General features: G+C 67.3%; 22 protein-coding genes. 14 read left to right on the top strand and 8 right to left on the bottom strand.

What is annotated here, in order from left to right; translation table 11 throughout:
- Positions 1–16 precede the first annotated feature (16 nt).
- The 10 genes from LXE91_RS25920 (at position 17) to LXE91_RS25875 (ending at position 10,965) form a co-directional block, all read left to right on the top strand.
- A complete protein-coding gene (locus tag LXE91_RS25920; protein WP_039344372.1) occupies positions 17–964 on the top strand; it encodes a YncE family protein in 948 nt (315 codons plus the stop codon).
- Between the two features lies 1 nt (position 965).
- Entirely contained in the window at positions 966–1,925 is a 960-nt protein-coding gene (locus tag LXE91_RS25915) for an amidohydrolase family protein (RefSeq protein WP_039344375.1), read from the top strand.
- A 198-nt stretch (positions 1,926–2,123) separates the two neighbouring features.
- Positions 2,124–3,389 carry an ABC transporter substrate-binding protein gene (locus LXE91_RS25910; protein ID WP_220497460.1) on the top strand — a complete coding sequence of 422 codons (1,266 nt, stop codon included), beginning with the start codon at positions 2,124–2,126 and terminating at the stop codon, positions 3,387–3,389.
- Positions 3,373–4,332, top strand: a complete 960-nt coding sequence (locus LXE91_RS25905) for a carbohydrate ABC transporter permease (protein WP_223274435.1) — start codon at positions 3,373–3,375, stop codon at positions 4,330–4,332. The genes LXE91_RS25910 and LXE91_RS25905 overlap by 17 nt, the downstream gene beginning before the upstream one ends.
- Positions 4,320–5,159, top strand: a complete 840-nt coding sequence (locus LXE91_RS25900; protein WP_039344381.1) for a carbohydrate ABC transporter permease — start codon at positions 4,320–4,322, stop codon at positions 5,157–5,159. Before LXE91_RS25905 ends, LXE91_RS25900 begins: the two co-directional genes overlap by 13 nt.
- 10 nt (positions 5,160–5,169) lie before the next feature.
- On the top strand, positions 5,170–6,204 hold the full coding sequence (locus LXE91_RS25895; RefSeq protein WP_039344384.1) for an NAD(P)-dependent alcohol dehydrogenase: 1,035 nt from the start codon (positions 5,170–5,172) through the stop codon (positions 6,202–6,204).
- Between the two features lie 3 nt (positions 6,205–6,207).
- The gene (locus tag LXE91_RS25890) at positions 6,208–7,401 is read left to right on the top strand and encodes an ABC transporter ATP-binding protein (RefSeq protein ID WP_039344387.1); all 1,194 of its coding nucleotides are present in this window, start codon (positions 6,208–6,210) and stop codon (positions 7,399–7,401) included.
- Positions 7,402–7,431: 30 nt separating this feature from the next.
- Positions 7,432–8,367, top strand: coding sequence for an AraC family transcriptional regulator (locus LXE91_RS25885; protein ID WP_039344391.1), 936 nt, complete (start codon positions 7,432–7,434; stop codon positions 8,365–8,367).
- Positions 8,364–9,830 (top strand): xylulokinase, encoded by a 1,467-nt coding sequence (xylB, locus tag LXE91_RS25880; protein WP_039344394.1) that lies wholly within the window; start codon positions 8,364–8,366, stop codon positions 9,828–9,830. Before LXE91_RS25885 ends, xylB begins: the two co-directional genes overlap by 4 nt.
- Before the next feature lie 109 nt (positions 9,831–9,939).
- Positions 9,940–10,965 (top strand): MerR family transcriptional regulator, encoded by a 1,026-nt coding sequence (locus LXE91_RS25875; protein ID WP_039344397.1) that lies wholly within the window; start codon positions 9,940–9,942, stop codon positions 10,963–10,965.
- 155 nt (positions 10,966–11,120) lie between these two features.
- On the opposite strand, the gene LXE91_RS25870 is transcribed toward LXE91_RS25875, so the two are convergent.
- The 3 genes from LXE91_RS25870 to pdxR all read right to left on the bottom strand — a co-directional run bounded on the left by LXE91_RS25870 (position 11,121) and on the right by pdxR (position 13,594).
- The gene (locus tag LXE91_RS25870) at positions 11,121–11,516 is read right to left on the bottom strand and encodes a hypothetical protein (RefSeq protein WP_039344400.1); all 396 of its coding nucleotides are present in this window, start codon (positions 11,514–11,516) and stop codon (positions 11,121–11,123) included.
- Between the two features lie 87 nt (positions 11,517–11,603).
- Entirely contained in the window at positions 11,604–11,858 is a 255-nt protein-coding gene (locus LXE91_RS25865) for a hypothetical protein (protein WP_174990626.1), read from the bottom strand.
- 323 nt (positions 11,859–12,181) lie between these two features.
- The gene (gene pdxR / locus LXE91_RS25860) at positions 12,182–13,594 is read right to left on the bottom strand and encodes a MocR-like pyridoxine biosynthesis transcription factor PdxR (RefSeq protein WP_039344403.1); all 1,413 of its coding nucleotides are present in this window, start codon (positions 13,592–13,594) and stop codon (positions 12,182–12,184) included.
- Positions 13,595–13,678: 84 nt separating this feature from the next.
- Between pdxR and LXE91_RS25855 the strand changes: the two genes are divergently transcribed.
- Complete coding sequence (locus tag LXE91_RS25855) at positions 13,679–14,128, top strand: GNAT family N-acetyltransferase (protein WP_039344405.1); 450 nt, start codon at positions 13,679–13,681, stop codon at positions 14,126–14,128.
- Positions 14,128–14,742 carry an FMN-dependent NADH-azoreductase gene (locus LXE91_RS25850; RefSeq protein WP_039344408.1) on the top strand — a complete coding sequence of 205 codons (615 nt, stop codon included), beginning with the start codon at positions 14,128–14,130 and terminating at the stop codon, positions 14,740–14,742. Before LXE91_RS25855 ends, LXE91_RS25850 begins: the two co-directional genes overlap by 1 nt.
- Positions 14,743–14,827: 85 nt before the next feature.
- Here the strand turns inward: LXE91_RS25850 and LXE91_RS25845 are convergent, their stop codons facing one another.
- The 3 genes from LXE91_RS25845 to LXE91_RS25835 all read right to left on the bottom strand — a co-directional run bounded on the left by LXE91_RS25845 (position 14,828) and on the right by LXE91_RS25835 (position 17,799).
- Entirely contained in the window at positions 14,828–15,643 is an 816-nt protein-coding gene (locus tag LXE91_RS25845) for an alpha/beta hydrolase (protein WP_039344411.1), read from the bottom strand.
- 13 nt (positions 15,644–15,656) lie between these two features.
- Entirely contained in the window at positions 15,657–16,949 is a 1,293-nt protein-coding gene (locus tag LXE91_RS25840) for an MASE1 domain-containing protein (RefSeq protein ID WP_039344413.1), read from the bottom strand.
- A 349-nt stretch (positions 16,950–17,298) separates the two neighbouring features.
- A complete protein-coding gene (locus LXE91_RS25835) occupies positions 17,299–17,799 on the bottom strand; it encodes a lipocalin-like domain-containing protein (RefSeq protein ID WP_039344416.1) in 501 nt (166 codons plus the stop codon).
- Positions 17,800–17,963: 164 nt separating this feature from the next.
- On the opposite strand from LXE91_RS25835, the gene LXE91_RS25830 reads away from it, so the two are divergent.
- Complete coding sequence (locus LXE91_RS25830; protein ID WP_039344418.1) at positions 17,964–18,869, top strand: LysR substrate-binding domain-containing protein; 906 nt, start codon at positions 17,964–17,966, stop codon at positions 18,867–18,869.
- 131 nt (positions 18,870–19,000) lie between these two features.
- Positions 19,001–19,438 (top strand): GNAT family N-acetyltransferase, encoded by a 438-nt coding sequence (locus LXE91_RS25825; protein ID WP_039344422.1) that lies wholly within the window; start codon positions 19,001–19,003, stop codon positions 19,436–19,438.
- A 22-nt stretch (positions 19,439–19,460) separates the two neighbouring features.
- On the opposite strand, the gene LXE91_RS25820 is transcribed toward LXE91_RS25825, so the two are convergent.
- Together LXE91_RS25820 and LXE91_RS25815 are read right to left on the bottom strand one after the other, a co-directional pair.
- Positions 19,461–20,300 carry a peptidylprolyl isomerase gene (locus LXE91_RS25820; RefSeq protein WP_039344425.1) on the bottom strand — a complete coding sequence of 280 codons (840 nt, stop codon included), beginning with the start codon at positions 20,298–20,300 and terminating at the stop codon, positions 19,461–19,463.
- Between the two features lie 353 nt (positions 20,301–20,653).
- On the bottom strand, positions 20,654–22,588 hold the full coding sequence (locus tag LXE91_RS25815) for an SMP-30/gluconolactonase/LRE family protein (protein WP_039344428.1): 1,935 nt from the start codon (positions 22,586–22,588) through the stop codon (positions 20,654–20,656).
- Between the last annotated feature and the right edge of the window lie 162 nt (positions 22,589–22,750).

Raw genomic sequence — 22,750 nt, 5'->3', positions numbered from 1 at the left:
TGACGGAGACACCCCCATGAACGACATCCTGTTGCTGGTGCAGAAATGCGCCCACACTTTCAGCTTCTACGACCTCGACACGAAAACCGCGCTCAAGCACATCGTGCTGCCGAACTTCCCGCACGAGTTCACCGTCGACGTGAACGAGCGCTTCGCGTACGTCGGCATCTTCGGGATCGAGACCGCGTGGTCGCGCGGCCATGAAGGCGATCACCGGATCGCCGAAATCGATCTCGTCGAACGCACGCACACGCGCATGCTCGACCTGTGGCCGTACTACCGGCCGCACGGGATGGCGAGCGACCGCGACGGCCGGCTGTACGCGATGAGCGAAGCGCACGACATGCTGCTCGTGTTCGACGAGCCGACCAAGCAGCCCGTGCCGAACATGGCCGTGCCGTCCGGCGGCGTGAAGACGCACCTCGTCACGCTCACGCGCGATGCAACCCGTGCGTACGGCGTGCACCTGCTGTCGAATACGGTCACGCAATTCCAACCGCGCGACGCGACGGTCGCGCCGCGCGCGGTGATGCCCGGCCCGCGCCCCGAAGGCAACGCGCTGTCGAGCGACGAGCGCACGCTGTTCGTCGCGAATCGCGGCGACGACACGCTGGTCGAGATCGACACCGAAACGATGACCTGCGGGCGCCGCGTGAAGACGCGCAGCGATCCGAACCGCATCTACCGCACGAGCGCACCCGACGGCCGCGACCTGCTGCTGCTGACCAACTCGGGCGAGCAGTCGATCTCCGTGTTCGATGCGCGACAGCTCGAGGAGATCGAACGCATCGCACTGCCCGCGAACCCGACCGCGCTGTCGTTCCATCCGTCGCGGCGCGCCGCATACGTGTCGTTCCAGGACGACTACGTGCGCGAGCTCGATCTCGATACGTGGCGTTTCGTCGGTGCGTTGGCGACGCTGCGCGAGCCCGATGCGTCGTACGTGCTCGCCGGGGCACGCTGACATGCGCGACGCGCCGCCGCTCGACGGCATGCCGGATGCGCTCGTCGATGCGCATCACCACCTGTGGCGGCTCGATGCAGGCGCGCACTATCCGTGGCTGCAGGAGGGCTACGATCCGGCGCGCTTCATGTTCGGCGACTACGCGGCGCTGTGCCGCGATTTCGGGGTGGACGATCTCCGGCACGCGGCGCAGGGTGTGCCGATCGTCGCGAGCGTGCACGTCGAGGCCGAACGGGCGCGCGACGAGGCGCTGGCGGAAACGCGCTGGCTGCACGAGGTCGCGGCGTCGCACGGGTTGCCGTCGGCGGTCGTCGCGTGGGTCGACCTGCTCGCGAGTGATGCGGACGAGCGGCTTGCCGAGCAGGCCGCGTGGCCACGCGTGCGCGGCGTGCGCTTCAAGCCGCGCACTGCGGCTGCGCCGGATGCGTCCGTCGACGGGCCGGGCACGCTGCGCGATCCGCGCTGGCCGGCCGCGCTGGCACGCCTCGCCGCGCATGGCCTGAGCTGGGATCTGCGCGTGCCGTTCTGGCATCTCGGCGAGGCGGCTTCGATGCTCGCCGATGCACCGGATGTCGACGTCGTGCTCGAACATGCGGGGCTGCCGTGGGATCGCTCGGATGCGGGGCTCGCACATTGGCGGCGCGGCATGGAGGCGCTTGCCGCATCGCCGCGCGTGGTCGTGAAGATCTCCGAACTCGGCTTGCGCGATGCAGCGTGGAACGAAGCGGACAACGCACGAATCATCCGCGACACGATCGCGATCTTCGGCGCGCAGCGCTGCCTGTTCGCCAGCAACTTTCCGGTGGCCGGGCTGCGCGTGTCGTATCCGGCGCTGCTGCGTACGTTCGCTCGCGCGATGACCCAACTCGATGACGCCGAGCGCCGCGCGATCTGGCATGACAACGCGCTGCGGGTGTACCGGATCGCGCTCGACACGCTGCACGGGCCGGCACGCGGATAAAACGTACTGCCCTGCCCTCTCCCGCCGTCCGGACGCCCCACCACCACATTTTGTGCACCGCACGACCCACCCTGAGCAAAAAGTATCGGTTGGCGTTTTCTTTTGATGTGGTGATCGCATCGCCCCCGTCACACCATTGTTCCTGCCGTCATCGACGGCATTCGAACAAGCAGAATCAAGGAGACACGGGTGAACAAGATGCGAATCGTCGCAGCCGGCGTGCTGCTCGGCGCCTGTCTGCCGGGCGTCGCGGCCGCGCAGGTCTGCAAGGTGCCGACCCTTCGGGTGCTCGCGCAGAAGAGTCTCGGCCTGTCGGTCATGGAGAAGTCGCTGGCCGACTACGAGAAGAAGAGCGGCACCAAGGTCGAGATCAGCTATTTCGGCGAAAACGACCGCCGCGCGAAATCGCGGCTCGACGCGTCGACCGGCGCAGGCTCGTACCAGATCTACTACGTCGACGAGGCGAACGTCGCCGAATTCGCGTCGGCCAACTGGATCGTGCCGCTCCTCAAGTACTACCCGAAGGAATACGACTATGACGACTTCCTGCCCGGCCGCCGCGCGGTCGCGAGCTACAACGGTGTCGCGTACTTCGCGCCGCTGATCGGCGGCGGCGACTTCCTGTTCTATCGCCGCGACCTGCTCGACGCCGCGCACATCCCGGTGCCGAAGACGCTCGACCAGCTCGTCGCCGCGATCAAGAAGCTCAACGCGCCGCCGAAGCTGTACGGCTGGGTCGCACGCGGCCAGCGCGGCTCGGGGATGAACGTGTGGCGCTGGTCGCCGTTCATGCTCGGCATGGGCGGCGCCTGGACCGACAAGGGCGACCAGCCCGCGTTCAACTCGCCGGCCGCGGTGAAAGCCACGCAGCTCTACAGCGACCTGTTCAAGTACGCGCCGCCGGGCTCGGCGACCTACGACTGGAGCAACGCGCTCGAAGCGTTCCGTTCGGGCAAGGTCGCGTTCATGATCGAATCGACGCCGTTCGCGGACTGGATGGAGGATGCGAGCAAGTCGAGCGTGGCCGGCAAGGTCGGCTACACGCGCCCGCCCGCGCCGCTGCCGTCGGCCGCCTACGGCCACGGCTTCGCGATCTCGGCGGTCGGCGCGAAGGACGACTGCACGCGGACGGCCGCCGGCCGCTTCATCGCGTGGGCGACCAGCAAGGACCAGGAGCAGGCGCGGTTGCGCAACGGCGTGTTCAGCGACTACAACCGGTCGAGCACGATCGCGAGCCCGTACTTCAAGCAGCACGTCGCGCCGCAGATCCAGGCTGGGCTGAACGACACGAACCCGGTCACGCAGGTGACGATCTGGCGCACGCCGCAGTGGCCGGATATCGGCGACAACCTCGGCATCGCGCTCGAGCAGGTGTTCACCGGCACGCAGACGGATATCCGCGGCACGCTCGACGATGCAGACCAGTACGCGAAGGACGCGCTCGAACATGGCGCTCGCAAATGACGGTGCCGACGGACGCGCGCTCGGCGTCCGTCCGGCCTCTCCCGCAACGTCGGCCCGGCGCGGCCGCGCGCGCCGCGACCGCACGAGCCTGCCGTGGGTATTCCTCGCGCCGACGCTCGCACTGCTCGCGGTCCTGAGCCTTGTCCCAACGGTCGCCGCGATCAACCTCGCGCTGCGCAACCGCGTGCTGCGCTATCCGGACAGCGAATACGTCGGCCTGCGCAACTTCATCCGGCTCGCGTCGGACCGTCGTTTCCTGAACGCGATCGAGGTGTCGGTGCTGTGGGAAGTCGTCACGGTGGCCGGTGCGGTGCTCGTCGGGATCGCGCTGGCCGTGTTCCTGTTCGAGCGCGTGCATGGCCGCTGGCGCCGTTTTGCATCGTTGGTGCTGATCATGCCGGTGCTGCTGCCGCGCGTATCGGCCGCGTTCATCTGGAAGTTCATGTACGCGCCGCTCACCGGCATCCTGAGCTGGCTGCTCGGCACGCTCGGCATCGAGAACACCGCGTTCCTCGCCGATCCGCATCTCGCGCTGTATGCGGTCGCGCTGGTCGACGTGTGGCAATGGGGGCTGTTCTTCGCGGTCGTGATCCTGAAGCTGCTGGAGACGCTGCCGCCCGAACCGCTCGAAGCCGCGCGGCTCGACTACGCGACGACGTGGCAGGTGCATGCGTACATCGCACTGCCGATGCTGAAGGCGCCGCTCGTGAGCCTCGTGTTCATCAAGATGGTCGAGTCGCTGCGCTCGTTCGACCTGATCTACGTGATGACCAAGGGCGGCCCCGGCATCGCGACCGAAACGCTCGACCTGTACGCGTACCAGCAGGGCATCGGCCTCGCCGGCAAGGTGTCCTATGCGTCCGGCATGGCCGTGCTGATGATGGTCGCGACCACGCTCGTCTTCACGCTCATCTGGAAGAGGGTCAACAAATGGGACGACTGATGGCCCGCCGCGGCCCCGCCGCGACCGTTTCGAACCTGTCCACCGTCGCGATCGCCGGCGCGATCCTGCTCGTCGCCGCGTTCCCGCTGTTCTGGGCCGTGCTCAATTCGCTCAAGCACCTGCTCGACATCGTCACGCCCGTGCCGCGCTTCATCTTCACGCCGACGCTCGCGAACTACGAGCAGGTACTGTCGAGCCCCGAGGTGGTGATCGGGCTCGGCAACAGCATCGCGATCGTCGGCGCGGCCGTGCTGATCGGTGCGGTGCTCGGCGTGCCGGCCGCGTATGCGATCGCGCGTTACCCGATACGCGGCAAGCGCGACATCCAGTTCTTCCTGCTGTCGCTGCGCTTCCTGCCGCCGGTCGCGGTCGCGCTGCCGTTGATCGCGATCTGGGTCGATCTCGGGCTGTACGACACGAAGCTGTCGATGATCGTCACGTACCTGCTCGTCACGCTGTCGACCATCACGTGGCTGTCGATCCCCGTGTTCCGCCGGCTGCCGCGCGAGATCGAGGAAGCCGCCGCGCTCGACGGCTACGGCCCGTACGCGGTGTTCTGGCACATCGCGCTGCCGGTGTGCGCGAGCACGCTGCTCGGCGGCATCGTGTTCAGCTTCGTGTTGGTGTGGAACGAATTGATGATCGCGCTCGCGCTCACGTCGTCGCGCAGCGCGACGCTGCCGGTGGTCGCGTCCGCGTTCACGTCGCTCGGCCAGGAAGTGCCGTGGGGCGTGATCAACGCGTCGACGGTATTGCTCGCGCTGCCGCCGCTCGTGTTCGTCGGCATGCTGAGCCGCCTGCTCAATTCGATGGTCAAGGGAAAATAAGGAGGATGTGTTGAAAGCACTCGTACTCGAACGTACGCGCGAACTCGCGCTGCGCGACATCGACCTGCCGCAGGCAGTCGGCCCTGGCGACGTCCGGATCAAGGTGCATACGGTCGGCGTCTGCGGCAGCGACGTGCACTACTACGTTCACGGCGGGATCGGCCCGTTCCGCGTCGACGCGCCGATGGTGCTCGGCCACGAGGCATCCGGCACCGTCGTCGAGACCGGCGCCGGCGTCACGCACCTGCGCGTCGGCGATCGCGTGTGCATGGAACCCGGCGTGCCGCGCCTCGATTCGCCCGCGACGCTGCGCGGGCTCTACAACCTGGATCCCGACGTACGCTTCTGGGCGACGCCTCCCATCCACGGCTGCCTGACGCCGTACGTCGTGCATCCGGCCGCGTTCACGTACCGGCTGCCCGACAACGTGTCGTTCGCCGAAGGCGCGATCGTCGAGCCGCTGTCGATCGGCCTGCAGGCCGCGAAGAAGGCGGCGATGAAGCCGGGCGACCTCGCGGTCGTGATCGGCGCCGGCACGATCGGCGCGATGACGGCGCTCGCCGCGCTCGCCGGCGGCGCCGCGCGCGTGATCCTCGCCGACGTCGTGCCCGACAAGCTCGCGCTGTTCGCCGACAACCGCGCCGTCACGACCGTCGACGTGCGCACAGAGTCGCTCGCCGACGCGGTGGCCGAAGCAACGGACGGCTGGGGCGCGGACGTCGTGTTCGAAGCGAGCGGCAGCGCGAACGCGTATGCGGGCCTCGTCGACCTGATGTGCCCGGGTGGCTGCGCGGTGCTGATCGGCATGCCGGTCGCGCCGGTGCCGCTCGACGTGGTCGCGCTGCAGGCGAAGGAAGGTCGCATCGAATCGGTGTTCCGCTACGCGAACATCTTTCCGCGCGCGCTCGCGCTGATCGCGTCCGGCGCGATCGACGTGAAGCCGTTCATCTCGCGCACGTTCCCGTTTTCCGAAGGTGTGCGCGCGTTCGAGGAAGCGGCGAGCGGCCACCCGCGCGACGTCAAGATTCAGATCGAAATGGATTGAGCCATGGCACAGATCACCTGCAAGGCTTTGTCGAAGCACTACGACGGCGGCCCCGCCGTGCTGCACCCGCTCGACCTCGAGATCGCCGACGGCGAATTCATCGTGCTGCTCGGCCCGTCCGGCTGCGGCAAGTCGACGATGCTGCGGATGATCGCGGGCCTCGAGGCGATCACCGGCGGCGAGCTCGTGATCGGCGACGCGGTCGTCAACGACCTGCCGTCGCGCGAGCGCAATGTCGCGATGGTGTTCCAGAACTACGCGCTGTATCCGCACATGACCGTGTACGACAACATCGCGTTCGGGCTGCGCCGGTTGAAGGTGCCGGCCGACGAGATCGACCGCCGCGTGCGCGACGTCGCGCGCATCCTGAGCCTCGACGCACTGCTCGACCGCCGCCCGCGCGCGATGTCGGGCGGCCAGCAGCAGCGCGCGGCGATCGCGCGCGCGATGATCAAGACGCCCGCCGTGTTCCTGTTCGACGAGCCGCTGTCGAACCTCGACGCGAAGCTGCGCACGCAATTGCGCGGCGACATCAAGCGGTTGCACCAGCGGCTGAAGACGACCACGCTGTACGTCACGCACGACCAGCTGGAGGCGATGACGCTGGCCGACCGCGTCGTGCTGATGCGCGGCGGCCACATCGAGCAGATCGGCACGCCGGCCGAACTGTACGGGCAGCCGCACACGGTGTTCGCCGCCGGTTTCGTCGGCACGCCGGCGATGAACTTCGCGGCGGGCTCGATCGAGCGCCTCGGCGCGAACGTGCTGCTCGACTGCAACGGCGCGCGCTGGCCGCTCGCGTCGCCGCGCTTCGCCGGGCTGCACGACGGCCAGAAGGTCAAGGTCGCGATCCGCCCGAACCACCTGCGGCTCGTCACCGAACCGGATCCGACCCCGGGCACGCTCGCGCTCACCGGCACGGTCGAGCTCGTCGAGCTGCTCGGCGCCGAGGCGCTCGTCACGCTGGACTGGCACGGCCAGCCGTGCGCGGCCCTCGTGCCGGCCCCGATGGCCCCCGCGCCGGGGGCCGTGGTAGCGTTTCGCTTCGACGAAGCAGCCCTGCATCTGTTCGACGCCGGCACCGAGCGCAACGTCACGCTGCCGGACGCGAACCCCATCGCGCACGCGGCACCGCCGGCGGCCGCGACGCGCACCACGCCGCCCGCCGCGACGGGCTGGTCGATGTCCCGTTCGTAGCACGCCGGCACGCCCCCGACGGAGCACACGATGAACCCGGATCTCGAGATCGTTCCCACCCACCGCGACGAATCGTTCCGCGCGTGGATCCACGACTATCCGCACTCGGTCGCGAAGTGGCACTTCCATCCCGAGTACGAGATTCATCTGATCCAGTCGTCGCACGGCAAGATGTTCGTCGGCGATCACATCGGCGATTTCGGCCCGGGCAACCTGATCATCACGGGGCCGAACCTGCCGCACAACTGGGTCAGCGAGCTTCCCGACGGTGAGCGCGTGCCGTCGCGCGACGTCGTGCTGCAGTTCTCGCGCGATGCGATCGAGAAGATGGTCGGCGCGTTCAGCGAGCTGCAGCCGGTGATCGACCTGATCGATGATGCGGCGCGCGGCGTGCAGTTTCCCGACCGCGTCGGCCGCGACGTCGTGCCGCTGATGCTCGAACTCGCGAACGCGCACGGCTGCCGGCGCGTCGAGATCCTGATGTCGCTGTTCGACCGGCTGTCGTCGTGCCGCGAGCGGCGCGTGCTCGCCGGCCCCGGCTACCGCAGCGACGCGCAGCACTACATGTCGTCGACCATCAACCAGGTGCTGTCGTACCTGCAGCAGAACCTGCCCGGCATGCTGCGCGAGACCGACGTCGCCGCGTTCGCCGGGATGAGCGTCAGCACCTTCACGCGGTTTTTCCGGCGCCATACCGGCTCGTCGTTCGTGCGCTACCTGAACCGGCTGCGCATCAACGAGGCCTGCGAGCTGCTGATGTTTTCCGACCTGACGGTGACCGACATCTGCTACCGGGTTGGCTTCAACAACCTGTCGAACTTCAACCGTCAGTTTCTCGCGATGAAGCAGGTGCCGCCGTCGAGGTTCCGTGCGCTGCACCGGCTCAACGAACCGCACGTCCGCGACGACGCGCCGCCGCTTCGGCGTGCACCACCGCGCGCCCCTGACAGGATGCTTCACACGTGACATTTCTCGGCATCGATCTCGGCACGTCCGAGGTCAAGGTACTCCTCACCGATTCCCGTTCGGTCCCGCTCGCGACCGGTTCGGCCGCGCTGTCGATCAGCCGCCCGCATCCGCACTGGTCGGAACAGAGCCCGCAGGCGTGGTGGCACGCGATGCTCGATGCGATCGCGGCGGTGCGCGCCGCGCATCCGGCCGGCTTCGCCGCGCTGCGCGGCATTGCACTCTCGGGGCAGATGCACGGCGCGACGCTGATCGATCGCGCGGACCAGGTGCTGCGCCCCGCGATCCTGTGGAACGACACGCGCGCCGGCACCGAGTGCGTCGAGCTCGAGGCGCTGGTGCCGGAATCGCGCGCGATCACCGGCAACATGGCGATGCCCGGCTTCACCGCGCCGAAGCTGCTGTGGCTCGCGAAATACGAGCCCGCCGTGTTCCGCGCGGTGCACAAGGTGCTGCTGCCGAAGGACTACCTGATCTGGCGCCTGTCCGGCGAATTCGTGTCCGAGATGTCCGATGCATCGGGCACGCTGTGGCTCGACTGCGCGCGCCGCGACTGGTCCGACCGGATGCTCGCCGCGACCGAGCTGTCGCGCGCGCAGATGCCGCGCCTCGTCGAGGGCAACGCCCCCGCCGCGCAGCTGCGTGACGCGCTGCGGCGCGAATGGGGCATCGCGGGGCCCGTGACGATCGCCGGCGGCGCCGGCGACAACGCGGCCTCCGCGATCGGCATGGGCGTCACGGGCGCTGGCAGCGGCTTCCTGTCGCTCGGCACGTCGGGCGTGCTGTTCGCCGGCAACGACCGCTTCGCGCCGAACCCGGACGCCGCCGTGCACGCGTTCTGCCATTGCATCGAAGGGCGCTGGCACCAGATGAGCGTGATCCTGTCGGCCGCCGCGAGCCTCGACTGGCTTGCCCGCGCGCACGGCACCACCGCCGGCGAGCTCGCTGCACGCGCCGAACGCGCGGAGCCGGCCCGCGCGCCGCTGTTCCTCCCGTATCTCTGCGGCGAGCGCACGCCGCACAACGACGCGCATGCGCGCGGCGTGTTCTTCGGGTTGTCCAACGAGCACGATGCGGACGATCTCGCGTATGCGGTGTTGGAAGGCGTCGCGTTCGCGATGGCCGACGGCTACGACGCGTTGCGTGCGGCCGGCACGACGCTCGACGCGGTGTCGTTCATCGGCGGCGGTTCGAAGAGCGCGTTCTGGGCGCGGCTGGGCGCGAATGCGACCGGGCTCGCGATGCAGCGCCATGCGGACGGCGCGGTCGGTGCGGCACTCGGCGCGGCGCGGCTTGCACGCCTCGCCGCAACGAACGACACGCTCGCGGAAGTCTGCGTCGCGCCGCCCGTCACGGAGACGGTCGCGCCCGATGCCGCCGTGGCCAATCTGATGGCGGGGCGGCTCGCCCGCTACCGGCGGCTGTATCGCGTGTTGCGGGAAGAGTTCGCGGCCGCCGACTGACGCGCGGCGCGGCATGCGTCTTCGTCGATTCGCGCGTGGTTGCGCTTGACCCGGCCCTTGGGATCGCCTTTATGCTCGTCGTCACGAATCGACGACCCGAAGGTGACCCATGAACGATGTCACGCGCGGCCTGAGCGCATCGGAAGCCGCTATGCGGCTCGGCGTATCGGCCAAGGCACTGCGGCTGTACGAACGGCAAGGACTGGTTACGCCCGGGCGAACGGTGGCCGGATACCGCGCCTATGGCCCGGACGATCTGGCGCGTGCGGCCGAAATCGCGGCGCTGCGCGCGCTCGGCCTGAGCCTGGCCCAGGTCGCAAACGTGCTGGGCGGCGACGCCCGCAGCCTGAGCGACGCATTGGCCACGCATGAAGCGGCGCTCGAAAGCGGTATTCAGGATCTGGTCGGCAAGGTCGACAGGGTTCGCGCGATCCGCGCCGATCTCGCGCGCGGCCGAATGCCCGGCGACGGCGAATTGACGCGCCTGCTCGCGCCGGCCGCCGCGGGCGTTGCGTTCAGCCTCCCGTGGCCGTGGGACGGCGAATGGTTCGAATTTCGCGATATCCGGCCGTTGAACTACATCATCGGTTCGCTGGGCAGCGGCAAGACGCGGCTCGCGCATCGGCTGGCCGAGGCATTGCCCGGCGCCGCGTTCATCGGGCTGGACCGGCTGGAAGATGGCGGCGCGGCGGCCTTCGCCGCGTTGCAGGCCGATCCGGCGCTGAAGGCGCGCGTCGAACGCACGTCGGCATGGCTCGCCGACGAAGGCGCCACGCCGTGCCCGGCGCTGACCATCCTGCTCGCCGGCCTCGAGGCGGACGGCACCGGCGCGTTGGTCGTGGACATGATCGAGCAGGATCTCGACCAGCCCACGCAGGAGGCGCTGATTGCGTGCCTTCGCCAGCGTGCCGGAGCCGGCGGGATGCGGCCGCTGTTCATGCTGACCCGCTCGTCGGCCGTGCTGGACCTGTCGGCCGTCGGGCCTGACGAAGCGATCATTCTGTGTCCCGCGAACCATAGCCCGCCGGCCCGCGTCGCACCGTACCCCGGTGCACCGGGCTATGAAGCGGTGGCCACGTGTCTCGCGTCGCCGGCCACCCGCGCGCGGATCGCACGGCGGCCGGAGGCGGGGTAGCGGCTTCGCCGCTGGTTGGTGTCACGGTCGACGATGGCCGGCGCGTGCGGCTCGGGCTGCCGGTGCGGTGGGGCGCCGGAGTAGTGCCATTTCGTTGCGCCCGATTGACTGCAGCCGACCCCGAGCGGTCATCCGACTGGACCGATTTCGGACACTCAAGGACGTTGCTTCGATTGACCAAACCAGCGACTCCAGAGATTCGAATCTTCCTTGCCTATCTCAAAGATACGCTCACGAATTTTCGTACCAATTCCATCGTGAAGATCCAAGTGTAATTTCACAGATTTAAATACGCCTTTCAGATCCACGTCATTCGCGTGACAGAGTTCGGTGAACTCTTCGATCGCTTGATGGTACTTAACTTCGGAGACGGCAATAAATCTAACCTCTGTGGCTGCCTGTTTTCTGGCGGCGTACCAATCCATCACGATTTCCTTCCATTCGCGCATTTCCTGAATCAGATCGTCTGGATTAGTCAGCTCCATGGAAAGCACGATCATGAACAAGTCTTCCTGCAGCTCGCTTTTCTTCACAGCTTCTTTGTATTGCATAGGAGATGCCTGTCGACCCTCAAAGTAGTATTGGCCTGGTGAGACGGTTCCTGAGCACGTTGGTTACCGACCAGGGCAGCTTGCCGCTCAGCTTGATTGAAGATTGGCTACGCAATCGTGGATTGCCTGCGCGACCTGGGGATTGGACAAATTCAGGCCGACACGCGCGAGCGAGAGCAACAATTGCTCGACGCCTTCAACAACCCCGACTATGCGCCCGTTTTCCACGGGATCGCCAGAGCTAGCTAGTGCTTCCGGCAAGTTGGATTCAATACTTGCGATTCCGTCCTCAACCCGGAGGTCGATTCCGAACGGCAGCAAAAACGCTCGATTCTTATCCATTTTTCCGATCTCGTCCTGGTCGACAGCCGCATTGTCAACGATCCAAGAGGCGAAGTCGAACGTCCGCTTCTGGCCGAGAACCGCCCTCGGAGTTGCGAGCCAGGCCGGCTACTTCGACTCGGTCGAAAGTCGGAACAGCATGATGTCGGCCGTGCACCCTACTCGAACACGCAACCGTTGAGGCATGAATCCGGAAAGCGACATCACGGGGTGTTTTCGACAATGCGTAGAACAGTCGCAGAAATCGGTCCCACAGTCGCAAACCCATGCCACCAGCCGCACGCACTCCAGCCCCCACGGCTGCGTAATCCACCACACCCGCTTCACCCGCAAACGAGCCGATACAAGCGCCGAACCAGCGTCAACGCCTGCTGCGCCGACGTCAGGTTCGTGAAGCCGAGCAGCATGCCGGGCGGCATCCGGCCGCCCGGGCTCCAGTCGTTCAGCGGCTGGATGGAAAAGCCCTGCAGGTTGGCCATGCGTGCGACGGCGCGATCGTCGACCGCCGTGCGCCAGTAAGCCACCACATGCAGGCCGCCCGCGCGGGGCGGAATGTCCAGCGCATCACCGAAGACCTTGCCCAGCGCATCGATCAGCCACGCGCGGCGGGTGGCATAAAGCGCCCGCATTTTCTTCAGGTGGCGCGCGAAATGCCCTTGCTCCATGAAATCGGCGACGACCGATTGCATCAGCATCTGGCCGCTCCCGCCGAGCCATCCGGCGGTATCGCGAAAGGCCGCGACCTGCTCATCCGGAACGACGAGATACCCCAGCCGCAAGCCCGGATACAGCACCTTGCTGAACGATCCGGTGTAAAGCACGCGGTGGTGGCGATCCAGGCTCTTGAGCGCGGGCAGCGGGCGGCCGTCGTAACGGAACTCGCTGTCGTAATCGTCCTCGACGATCCAGGCCCGCTGCTGACGAGCCCAGTCGAGCAGGGCCAGGCGTCTCGGCAGCGACAGCGCGACACCGAGCGGGCTTTGATGGGTCGGCGTCACCACGGCAAAACGTGCATCGGCCGCCCGGCGCAGCCCCGCTTCCACGCACAGGCCGTCGTCGTCGACCGGCACGGGCACGAGCCGCATCCCCGCGTGCTCGAGCACGCGGCGTGCGTGGATATAACCGGGATCCTCGAACCAGCCGGTGTCGCCGGCGCGCAGCAAGGTCCGGCAGATCAGGTCCAGCGCGCCGCGATACCCCGCGGTGATGAAGATCTGCCCGGCCGAGCAGTCGATGCCGCGCGACACGCCGAGATAGGCGGACAGCGCACGCCTCAGCCCGTCGTGCCCCTGAGGCGGCGCATAGTCCAGCGACGGGGTCGCCATCGCCCGCACATGACGGCCGGTGAGCCGTATCCACGGCATGCGCGGAAACGCATCGAGCGCGGGAATGCCCATCTGGAACGGCTTCGGCCCGCTCGCCGCCGAATCGCCGCGCGGCGGTTCATCCGGCCGCGGCGCCGCGGCGCGCGGCTGCCGCCCATTCGGCAGCTGGGGTGACACGACGGTGCCGGCCGGCCCGCGTGCGACCAGGTACCCTTCTCCGATGAGGATCTGATAGGCCGCTTCGACGGTGCCGCGTGCCAGATTGAGTTCGCTGGCCAGGCTCCGTACCGACGGCACGCGCTTGCCCGGCGCCAGCTTGCCCGTCTCGATCGCATCGCGGAAGCGCCGGACCAGTTGCCGATAGACCGGCATGTCGAGATGACGGTCCGGCATCAGATCGTCGAATTTCATGTCCCAGTCAAATAGTCACTTTTTGGACCTTCAGGATACGCCATCCGATTCGTACAGTAACGACGTTACCGTGGAGCAATCGTGATGCCAGAGATCCATTTGAAACGCGCCGTGACGGACGCGGATTACCGGTCGACGTTCGACGTGATGCGCGAGCTGCGCCCGCACCTGACCGATGCCGATGCGTTCGTGCAGCAGATACGCCGCCAGGCCGAACAAGGCTATGTGCTGCTGACCGCACGGCACGGCAGCCCGGACGGCGCGGTCGTCGCACTGGCGGGATACCGTCACCTCGAAAACACGCTGTACGGGCGCTTCGTCTATGTCGACGACCTGGTCGCGACCGCACACGCGCGCAGTCAACGGCTGGGCGAGCGGCTGCTCGATGCGGTGCGCGACGACGCGCGGCAACACGGCTGCGCGCACCTCGTACTCGATACCGGGCTCTCCAACGCGCTCGCGCAGCGTTTCTATTTCCGCCAGGGGCTGCTGTCCCGCGGCATGCATTTCAGTCAGTCTCTTCAGGCGCTCTGATGAACAATCTTCTTTTTGTCGATGCCAGTCCGCATGGCAGTCATTCGCTGGGCGCACGCATTGCACATGAAGCGATCGCGCAATGGCGGGCGGCCCGCCCCAATGCGCGGGTCGTGTCGCGCAGCCTCGGTCAACCCGGCTTGCCCTCGCTATCGGCCGACTATGCGCGCGCGGTGGTCGCGAGGCAGCCGGATTCCGATCCGGCACTGGCGTACTCCGAACAACTGATCGCGGAAGTGGAACACAGCGACGGCATATTGATCAGTACACCGATGCACAACTTCACGGTCCCTGCCGCGCTGAAGTTGTGGATCGATTTCGTGCTGCGTATCGGCCGCACGTTCACGGCCACGCCGGAAGGCAAGTTCGGCCTGCTCGCCGATCGCCCCGTGCTCGTGCTGGTACGCTCGGGCGGCATCTGCACCGGCGCAGCGGCGCGGCAGCCCGATTTCCTGACTCCGTACCTGAAGCAGGTGCTCGCCGTGATCGGCCTGTCGACGGTCGATTTCGTCTACCTCGAAGGCCTTGCGCCGAGCGACGCCGCCATCGATGCGGTACGCGCCCAGTTGGCCACCTCGGCCCTGCTGGTGCGACGCACGATGGAAACGGCATGAATTCGCCACGCCCCGGTACGCATGCGCGGCCCGATGCGTTCCCGGGGCAGCGGATATCGCGCATCCCGAGCCGGGCACGTCGCCGTCAGGATTCCAGCCTCCCCATCCGGCGCGCCATCGCCGGGCTCACCGCATGCGCCGGATCGAACCCGAAGAAGTCGAGCACGTGGCGCGCGACGTCGTCGCGATCGTTGTCCGCGCAGATCATGTGATAGCTGTTCTCCAGCACGATCCCGCGCGCATCGGGCATTTTCTCGAGCAGGAAATCGGCCGAGCGCAGGCTCGTCAGTTCGTCCTCGCGCGCATGCACCACGAGCGTCGGGCACGGCGTGCCGGCCGCGGCGTCGAGTGCCCAGTCGCGCATCCGGTCGACCTGCCGCACGCACGAGAGCGGCACCCACGCATAGTGGAAACTGTCCTCGCGCTCGAACTTCTTCTTCACGATCGCGCGGATCGTCGCGTTCTTGATGCCGAACGGATCGCCTTCCTCCACACGCATCCGCTCGGCCACACCCGGCACGCGGTACAGCACGTGCCGCAACGCGCGATACCAGGGCGTCGACCACCCGTCGATGAACACCGGCGTGGCCAGCAGCGCGAGCCGGCCGCGCGCATGCTGCACGCGATGGCACAGCAGCAGCGCGACCAGCGCGCCCATGCACATGCCCGCGACATGCAGCGTGTCGTACTCGTTTTCCAGCGCGCGATACTGCTCGGTCACCGCGTCGAGCCACGCTTCCGCGCGCACGCCGACCAGATCCTCGGGGCGCGTGCCGTGCCCTGGCAGCGTGGTCATGTGCGTGTCGACGCCCGCGCGCCGCATCGCCTTGTGCAGCGAACCGAGATCGTATTGCGTGCCGCCGAGCCCGTGGATCAGCAGGACGCCCGTGCGGCCCGTCATGACGCGCGTCCGCTCATTCGTCCGCCGGCCACACGCGCTCGAGTTGCCAGACGCCCGCCACCACCGTCACGTCGACATTCGAATCGAGCAGCGGCGCGCCATGATCGGTGACCGTCTGCGTGCCGCCGTCGCGCTGCACGATGCGCAGCGACAGCGACGCACGGTCCTCGCCCGCGATCTCCGCATCCCAGTAGTCGCGCAGCGCCTCGCGGTCGCCTGGTTGCACACGTTCGAGCACGAGCGGCACGCTCGCGATCTGCGATGCATCGACGCCGACGCCGAACACACGCTCGACGTCGCCGCTCCACTCGATCCGCCCCGATTCCGGATCGAGCACGTACGCGATCTGGCCGGCGCTCGCGAGCGCAAGCTCCATGTTGTTCTGCAGGACCGCCGCATGCTCGTGCACGCGTTCGCGCGTCGTCTTCAGCGTGCTCACCGCCAGCACCAGCAGCGACGCCACCGCCAGATAAAGCTGCGCCTCGAGCAGCGCGTTGCCGTAGTGCTCGTGCAACGACGAGAAGGGACCGTCGCCCTGCGCGGTCTGCTCGATCACGATCAGCGCGAGCACGAGCACCGACGACGAGCCCGCGCGGCCGCCGAGCAGCAGCGTCACCGCGACGGTGAGGAACAGCGGGATATACGTCAGCGCGAAGCCCGCGCCGGTGCCGAATTTCTGCGACGTGTCGCCGTCGAAGATCACGAGCGCGACGCCCACGACCAGCACGAACGAGACCATGCCGAGCACGAGATCGAAGCGCTCATGATCGCCCGAGCGGTGCGCGCGAAAGCGCGACCATGACGCGAGCACCGGCGTGACCAGCAGCACGCCGACGAAATCGGACGCGGCCCACACGAACCACACGTCGAAGAACGGCGCGTCATTGACCACCGTGTACCAGGCCGCGCCGCCGATCGCGCCGACCACGCCCGCGATCAGGCCGGCGAGGATCACCGAGCGCAGGAAATACAGCCCTTCGAGCGAGAAGCGCACGCGCTGGACGAGCCACACCGCGAGCGCGGCTGCACCGACCTCGTCGACGGTGAACAGCACCGCGTTGACCAGGTTGCCGTGTTCGATGCCGCTCAGCGCGAGCTGCCCGACCAGGAACGCGCCGGCCAGCATCAGCCATTCGCGCATCGGCCGCAGCATGAACGCGCCGACGGTCACACCGGCCGGCAGCCAGATGTAACCCGTCAGCCGGACGGGGCCGTTGAACTGGTGCGAGATGTAGCCGGTCGCGAGATACAGCGCCGCCCAGAGCAGCGCGGCGACGAGGCCCGGCCGCGATCGTTTGGTGTCCATCGAGAATCCCTGTGTGCTGCGCCTGCGATCGGCGGGGGCGCGATGTGCGAATGATATGCGGACGGGGCAGCCCGGGGAATACTGGGGCCGGAAGCGCGTACGGGGCGCCGGCGCGCCCGCAAGCTGGCGGTTGTGACCGGGAAGTTATCGAAAAAGTTCGGTGTGTGCCGGGTTCGGCCGGGACACGTCAGCGCGCCGTCCTGGCCGGACGGCCAAAATCGTCAAAGTCCGCACGCAGCAGTGGCAAACCTCGGACGGAGCAAAAACCGAATACGAAGTGACGGATGTCCTCGACCATCGCCCGGCCGGCCTGCAGACTCGGTTGCCGGGGCTTTGACGCCCTCCCGCCTCAATCCACGCGCCGCCACACCGAGATCGGTATGTCGCCGTTCGCACGCGGCGGCACCCGGTAGCTCAGCTCGCCGTCCTTCAATTGATAGCTTCGCGTCTGCGTCTGCCCGATCCAGTTCGGGTACGACGAATCGATGATGTGAAACGCGAGCTTGTGTTTCGCGGGATCGACGGTCAGCGTGCCGTAGTGGGTGCTCGAGCCGAGTACGGCTTCCCGGAATTCGTCCGGTGTGCCGGTCGCCTTGTCGTTCGACGCGAAGCGCGGGCGCTCCGACTTGAAGATCTGCAGCGAGTAGTTCCCGTGCGCGTCGATCAGCAGCATCCCCTTCGGATCGGCGCCATAGTCGCGGCCGATCGTGCCGTCGGGATGTTGCACGTCGGCCGCGACCAGCGTCCACGTCCCCGCGAGCGACGGCGCGGCCGATGCGTCGCCGGGAATCATCGATGCGGCCAGCAGCATGCCGGGAAAGCCCTGGCGGAATATCGAGCGGATGTTCATTCACTGTCCTCGTGAGAGAAAGAAGGGAAACAACCTCACGGGCATCCGCAGCTGCGGATCGCGCGCATCCCCGTGAACCGGAACGACCGGTTCACTTGATGGTAGCGACGGGAATGTGCAATAAATACGATAATTCGAAATCGACTTATAAGAAAAACCGAATCATGACGCTTCCGAATCTCGACATGGATGCGCTGCGCACGCTGATCGCCGCGGATCGGCTCGGCAGCCTGAACCGCGCCGCCGACCGGATCGGCCGCTCGCAGTCGGCGGTCAGCCAGCAGATGCGCAAGCTCGAAGCGCAGATCGGCCAGCCGCTGTTTCGCCGCCAGGGGCGCGGCCTCGTGCCGACCGAAGCCGGCGAACTGATGCTGTCCTATGCGCGCCGCATTCTCGAACTGAACGACGAGGCGGTCGGCGCGATCCGCGGCGCGGCGATCGAGGGGGCCGTGCGGTTCGGGCTGCCCGGCGACTTCGCCGAATCGTGGCTGCCCGTCGCGCTCGGCCAGTTCAAGCGCACGCACCCGGGCGTGCGCGTCGACATCGTCGTCGACGGCAACGGCGCGCTGCTCGACCGGCTCGATGGCGGCGAACTCGACATCGTGCTCGCGATGGGCCGCGGCCATCGCACCGACGCCAAACATCTGGTCACGCTGCCGATGGCGTGGATCGGGCCGCCAGGCGTCGACGTGCGCCCGCGCGCCGGCGTGCCGCTGGATCTCGCGTTGTACAAGCCGCCGTGCCTGTTCCGCAAGGCCGGCACCGATGCGCTCGACAAGGCCGGGATCCCGTGGCGGCTCGCTTACACGACCGGCAGCCTGCAAAGCCTGTGGGCCGGCATCGCGGGCGGGCTGGGGATGACGGCGAGAACGATGGTGGGTGTGCCGCCGACGCTGCGCCAGCTTGGCGAGCGCGACGGGCTGCCGCCGCTGCCGTCCGTCGACGTGTGCCTCCATGCGAGCGAAGGCGATGCGCATGCCGCGCTCGTGAGCCTGAAACGCGTGGTGGTCGACACGCTGACCGCCAATCTCGCCGGTGCGCACCAGGTATCCGGCCGGCACGCCGCATGATCGGCCGCGCGTGCGTGGCGGACTCGGCGCTGCGCCCCTTTTGACCGGCTGCCCGCCATCGGTAATGATTCGCTGCGGGGTTCGTCCTTGCCGTCGACGATCCCGCCTTCCCGAACGAACGCCTCCGCACGATGACACACGCAATCCGCCTGCGCCCGGCGTCTGCCGCCGACCTGCCGTTCCTGTTGAACCTGCGCCGGCTCACGATGACCGAGCACCTGCAACGCGCCGGCATGCCGATCGATGACGAAGCGCACGACCAGCGCATCCGCGCGCATTTCGACGATGCGATGATCGTCTGCGAAGGCGACGACGCCATCGGCTTGCTGAAGGTGACACGCGCCACCGACGCGTGGCACGTGCACCAGATCCAGATCCTCCCGGCGCACCAGGGCCGGGGCATCGGCGAAGCCGTGCTGAGCGCGCTCCTGAACGACGCGGCACGCGCGCACGTGCCGGTGTCGCTCAGCGTGCTGCACGGCAACCCGGCGCGGCGGCTCTACGAACGGCTCGGCTTCCGCAGCGAATCGGACACCGAAACGAGCGCGAGCATGGTCTGGCGCGCGTGACGTCCGGCGTTTTGACGCCGCATTACTGCGTGATCTTCGCGTCCTTCAGCAAGTTGCCGATCATCTGCGCACTCGCCTTCTCCACCGCGGCCGCCTGCAGTTGCTGCTGAAGCCCCGGCTTCGCGGTCGCGAAGCCCGGCACCTGCGTCGGCCGCTTCGCGTCCAGCTTCACGATCGCCCGCACGCCGTCGACCGGGATCGAATCGCTCGTCACCGCACCGACCTTCAGTTTCTCGAGCGCCTGCGCGACCGGCAGCGGCAAGCCGGACGTCTTGCCTTCCGTCGCCGGCGTGTGGAAGCTCACCCACGGCAACTCGCCGCCGGCATCGCGGCTCGGCGCCATGCTGTACTGGCGCGCGAGCCCTTCGAACGACTTGCCCGCCTTCAGCTCGCTGAGCACCGTCGCGGCCGTCACCGGGTCCTGGACGATGATCAGGCGCGGCTTGTACTCGTTCTTGCCGAGCGTGGCCACGAGTTCGTCGTAGCGCGCCTTGACCTGCTCTTCGGTCACCGGCTCGGGCTTCACGTTGTCGCGCAGGTAAAGCTGCACTTCGGCATTCGTTTTCGCCTGCTGCACCGCTGCCTTGACCTCGGGCTTGTCGCCGTAGTTCGCCTTCTCGGCGGCCTGCTGAACCAGCACGCGCGTGATCAGCTGATTCTTGATCGCCTGGCGAATCTGCGGCGAGTCGGGCTGCCCGGACGCGCGCAGCAGCGTATCGACGTCGGCCTGCGTGATCGGCGTGCCGTTGACCGTTGCAACGGTCGCCGTGGTCGCCGCCGTCTCTGCATGGGCAGTCCCGCTCAGCGCGCCGGCGAGCACAGCGATCAGCAACAGGCGGTTCGGTGTGGTTTTCGTCTTCATCTTTTCGTCACTTCGGCTCAAAAAACGCGGCAGGGGTTGCCGCGCAAATTCACCGGCGCGGCAATGCGCCGGTGCAACCATTCAGTCGATTCGGTTCATCGTCGTGCGCACGCGCGGTGCCGCCGACGCCGCTGTCATTGTGCCCGTATCGGGTTTTCCGTGTCGGGAGGTTCAGGACAGCCGCCCGGCGGGCGGTGCGGCGCGCGTTGCGCACGCCGGTCATTACGAACGCGTGATGTGGAAATTGTGTGGAAACGCGATGGAAATCCCGCGGAGTCACGATGAATCACATCATGGTTTCGCGAGCGCGGCCGCCGACCGTGGTCGAGGCGGCCGCGCATGCGTCATCAACGTCAGGGCGTCCACCGGTACACGGTGATGCTGTTCCCTTTCACGTTGTTCTTCATCACCACGTACTCGCCGTTCGACCGGCGGTATGCGCGAATGCTGTACATCGCGTCGATCGCGCTGCTGGTATCGACGGTCGCCGGGCTCGCATTGACCAGCGTGGTGTCGAGATTGCCGGTGGTGAGGTTGAACGCGTCGACGTTCGGCCACAGCGGCCCGCTGCTGCTGAACCAGTAGCCGACGAACAGATGGTTGCCCACCGCGTCGATCGATTTCGCGCCGCTGTGCGGCAGCGTGATCACCGGGTCGGGCTTCGTCGTATTGCCTGCGCTCCAGCCGTGATACACCTCGATGCGCGTGCCGATCGACGTCCAGTCGTTGCTCCCGATGGCGCCCTGCGCGAGCACCATCGTGTCGCTGTCCGCGAGATAGACGATGCGCGTGAGCGGCTGGATGCTGTCGGGCACGCGGGTCGCGACGCCCGGCCCCCACGACGGCTTGCCGCTCGCGTCGAAACCGGTCAGCGGGTAGTGGGTAATCGCGCCGGTCTTGTCGAGGCCGGCCCACACGCCGCCCTTGCTGTCGATGCTGAAGCCGCTCGTCACGCGCCGCGTCGTATTGAACGCGGGGCCCGGGATCGAGCCGTCCGGAATCGCGATATAACCGTTCGCCGCGTTGAAGTGGAAGAAGGTGAAGACGGGCGGATTCTGGCCCGCCGCGACGAGAATCCGGTTCGCGCCCACCGACGTGAGCAACCCGAAATGCTCGTCGCGTTGCGTATCGCTCATGTTGATGCGCGGATCGGCCGGATACGTGAACGGATCGACCGTGTTCGCGACGAACTTGCCGCCCGCGCTGCCGCTGTACACATGTGTGCCCCCGTAGAACAGCGCGCCGTCCGTAACCGGGTCCGGTGCGGCGATCCCTTCGAAGTTCAGCGACTGCAGCGTCCACCGCAGGCTGCCGGTGCTGCTGTACGCGTGAATGTCGGTCGCGCCGTTGCGGCCGAGATCCCAACTGCCGCCCCACGGATTGTTGAGCACATAGAGATTGCCGCCGGTGTCCTTGCCGAGCCCGACGATGCGCGTGAAGCGCTGCGCACCGACCTGCCCCTTGATGCCCGTCGTCGTGTCAAGATAGCCGCCGCGCACGCCGAACGTGCCGGCCAGCGCGGGCCGGCCCGCCACCGTATAGCGCTTGATGTTCTGGTCCGGGCCTTCGTCGCCCACCAGCAGCTGGCCGGCTGCCGCATCGAAAACCAGCGCCGACGGCTGCGACCCGGTCGGCATCCGGATCGTGTTCAGCAGCGCACCGGCCGGGCTGAAGCCGACGATCGTGCCCGCGCTCTTCTGCGCGACCCACACGTTGCCCGTGCCATCCACTGCGAGCGCGCCGGGCGCCGATACCCTGATGTCGCGCTGCCACACGCCGTCGGTGGTGAACACGCGCACGCGATTGCCGTAGAAATCGCTCGCATAGAGCAGCGAGCCGGCCGTCGCGAGCCCGGTGACGACGTCGATGCGCGGCTGATTGGTCGCCGCACTGACCTGGATGACGAGGTCGCGATACTTCGTCGCGCGGTTGTAGCGCCCCACCGCGCCGCTGCCGTACGTCTTGCCGGGCTGCAGCGCGACGAACAACGACGTCGCGTTACCGGTGATCGCGCTGCCCTGGAACTCCGAGTGCGTGCCGATCGAGCCGACGCTCTTGCCGTTCTGGTAGATCGCGATGCCGCCTTCGTCCTCGTCCCACATCGACGCCGTATAGATCACGCCTTCGGGCGCGACCCACATCGCGCGCGCGACGTTGCCGACGTGGGCCGCGAGCGTGCCGTACGTATTCGCCAGCCAGTCGGTGGTGTTGCCTGCGTGAACGGCGGGGGTCATCGCGGCGATCGCCGCGGCGAGAAGCGCAGCCTGAAATCGTTGTCTGGCGACCATGACGGATGCTCTCCTGAATGGTGCGAACATTCACATGAAGGGCCGGCCGGATGGCTTGAAAACCATGATGCGTAAATTCTTCCCCTGAATCATCCGGCGCAGTCGGTATTACGTGCAGCATGCGTTCGATAATGCGCAGCGCGAGAATAGCGTTATATAAAT

It is taken from the genome of Burkholderia contaminans (assembly GCF_029633825.1).
Taxonomy (GTDB): domain Bacteria; phylum Pseudomonadota; class Gammaproteobacteria; order Burkholderiales; family Burkholderiaceae; genus Burkholderia; species Burkholderia contaminans.
This window is presented reverse-complemented; position numbering and strand designations above follow the sequence as displayed.

Coding starts and splice junctions, on each gene's coding strand:
- LXE91_RS25835 (WP_039344416.1), bottom strand. CDS start 17,799: ATGAACATCCGCTCGATATTCCGCCAGGGCTTTCCCGGCATGCTGCTG.
- LXE91_RS25885 (WP_039344391.1), top strand. CDS start 7,432: ATGAACCCGGATCTCGAGATCGTTCCCACCCACCGCGACGAATCGTTC.
- LXE91_RS25815 (WP_039344428.1), bottom strand. CDS start 22,588: ATGGTCGCCAGACAACGATTTCAGGCTGCGCTTCTCGCCGCGGCGATC.
- LXE91_RS25825 (WP_039344422.1), top strand. CDS start 19,001: ATGACACACGCAATCCGCCTGCGCCCGGCGTCTGCCGCCGACCTGCCG.
- LXE91_RS25855 (WP_039344405.1), top strand. CDS start 13,679: ATGCCAGAGATCCATTTGAAACGCGCCGTGACGGACGCGGATTACCGG.
- LXE91_RS25910 (WP_220497460.1), top strand. CDS start 2,124: ATGCGAATCGTCGCAGCCGGCGTGCTGCTCGGCGCCTGTCTGCCGGGC.
- LXE91_RS25830 (WP_039344418.1), top strand. CDS start 17,964: ATGACGCTTCCGAATCTCGACATGGATGCGCTGCGCACGCTGATCGCC.
- LXE91_RS25905 (WP_223274435.1), top strand. CDS start 3,373: ATGGCGCTCGCAAATGACGGTGCCGACGGACGCGCGCTCGGCGTCCGT.
- LXE91_RS25845 (WP_039344411.1), bottom strand. CDS start 15,643: ATGACGGGCCGCACGGGCGTCCTGCTGATCCACGGGCTCGGCGGCACG.
- LXE91_RS25890 (WP_039344387.1), top strand. CDS start 6,208: ATGGCACAGATCACCTGCAAGGCTTTGTCGAAGCACTACGACGGCGGC.
- LXE91_RS25920 (WP_039344372.1), top strand. CDS start 17: ATGAACGACATCCTGTTGCTGGTGCAGAAATGCGCCCACACTTTCAGC.
- LXE91_RS25870 (WP_039344400.1), bottom strand. CDS start 11,516: ATGCAATACAAAGAAGCTGTGAAGAAAAGCGAGCTGCAGGAAGACTTG.
- LXE91_RS25850 (WP_039344408.1), top strand. CDS start 14,128: ATGAACAATCTTCTTTTTGTCGATGCCAGTCCGCATGGCAGTCATTCG.
- LXE91_RS25915 (WP_039344375.1), top strand. CDS start 966: ATGCGCGACGCGCCGCCGCTCGACGGCATGCCGGATGCGCTCGTCGAT.
- LXE91_RS25865 (WP_174990626.1), bottom strand. CDS start 11,858: ATGGATAAGAATCGAGCGTTTTTGCTGCCGTTCGGAATCGACCTCCGG.
- LXE91_RS25900 (WP_039344381.1), top strand. CDS start 4,320: ATGGGACGACTGATGGCCCGCCGCGGCCCCGCCGCGACCGTTTCGAAC.
- LXE91_RS25840 (WP_039344413.1), bottom strand. CDS start 16,949: ATGGACACCAAACGATCGCGGCCGGGCCTCGTCGCCGCGCTGCTCTGG.
- pdxR (WP_039344403.1), bottom strand. CDS start 13,594: ATGAAATTCGACGATCTGATGCCGGACCGTCATCTCGACATGCCGGTC.
- LXE91_RS25820 (WP_039344425.1), bottom strand. CDS start 20,300: ATGAAGACGAAAACCACACCGAACCGCCTGTTGCTGATCGCTGTGCTC.
- LXE91_RS25875 (WP_039344397.1), top strand. CDS start 9,940: ATGAACGATGTCACGCGCGGCCTGAGCGCATCGGAAGCCGCTATGCGG.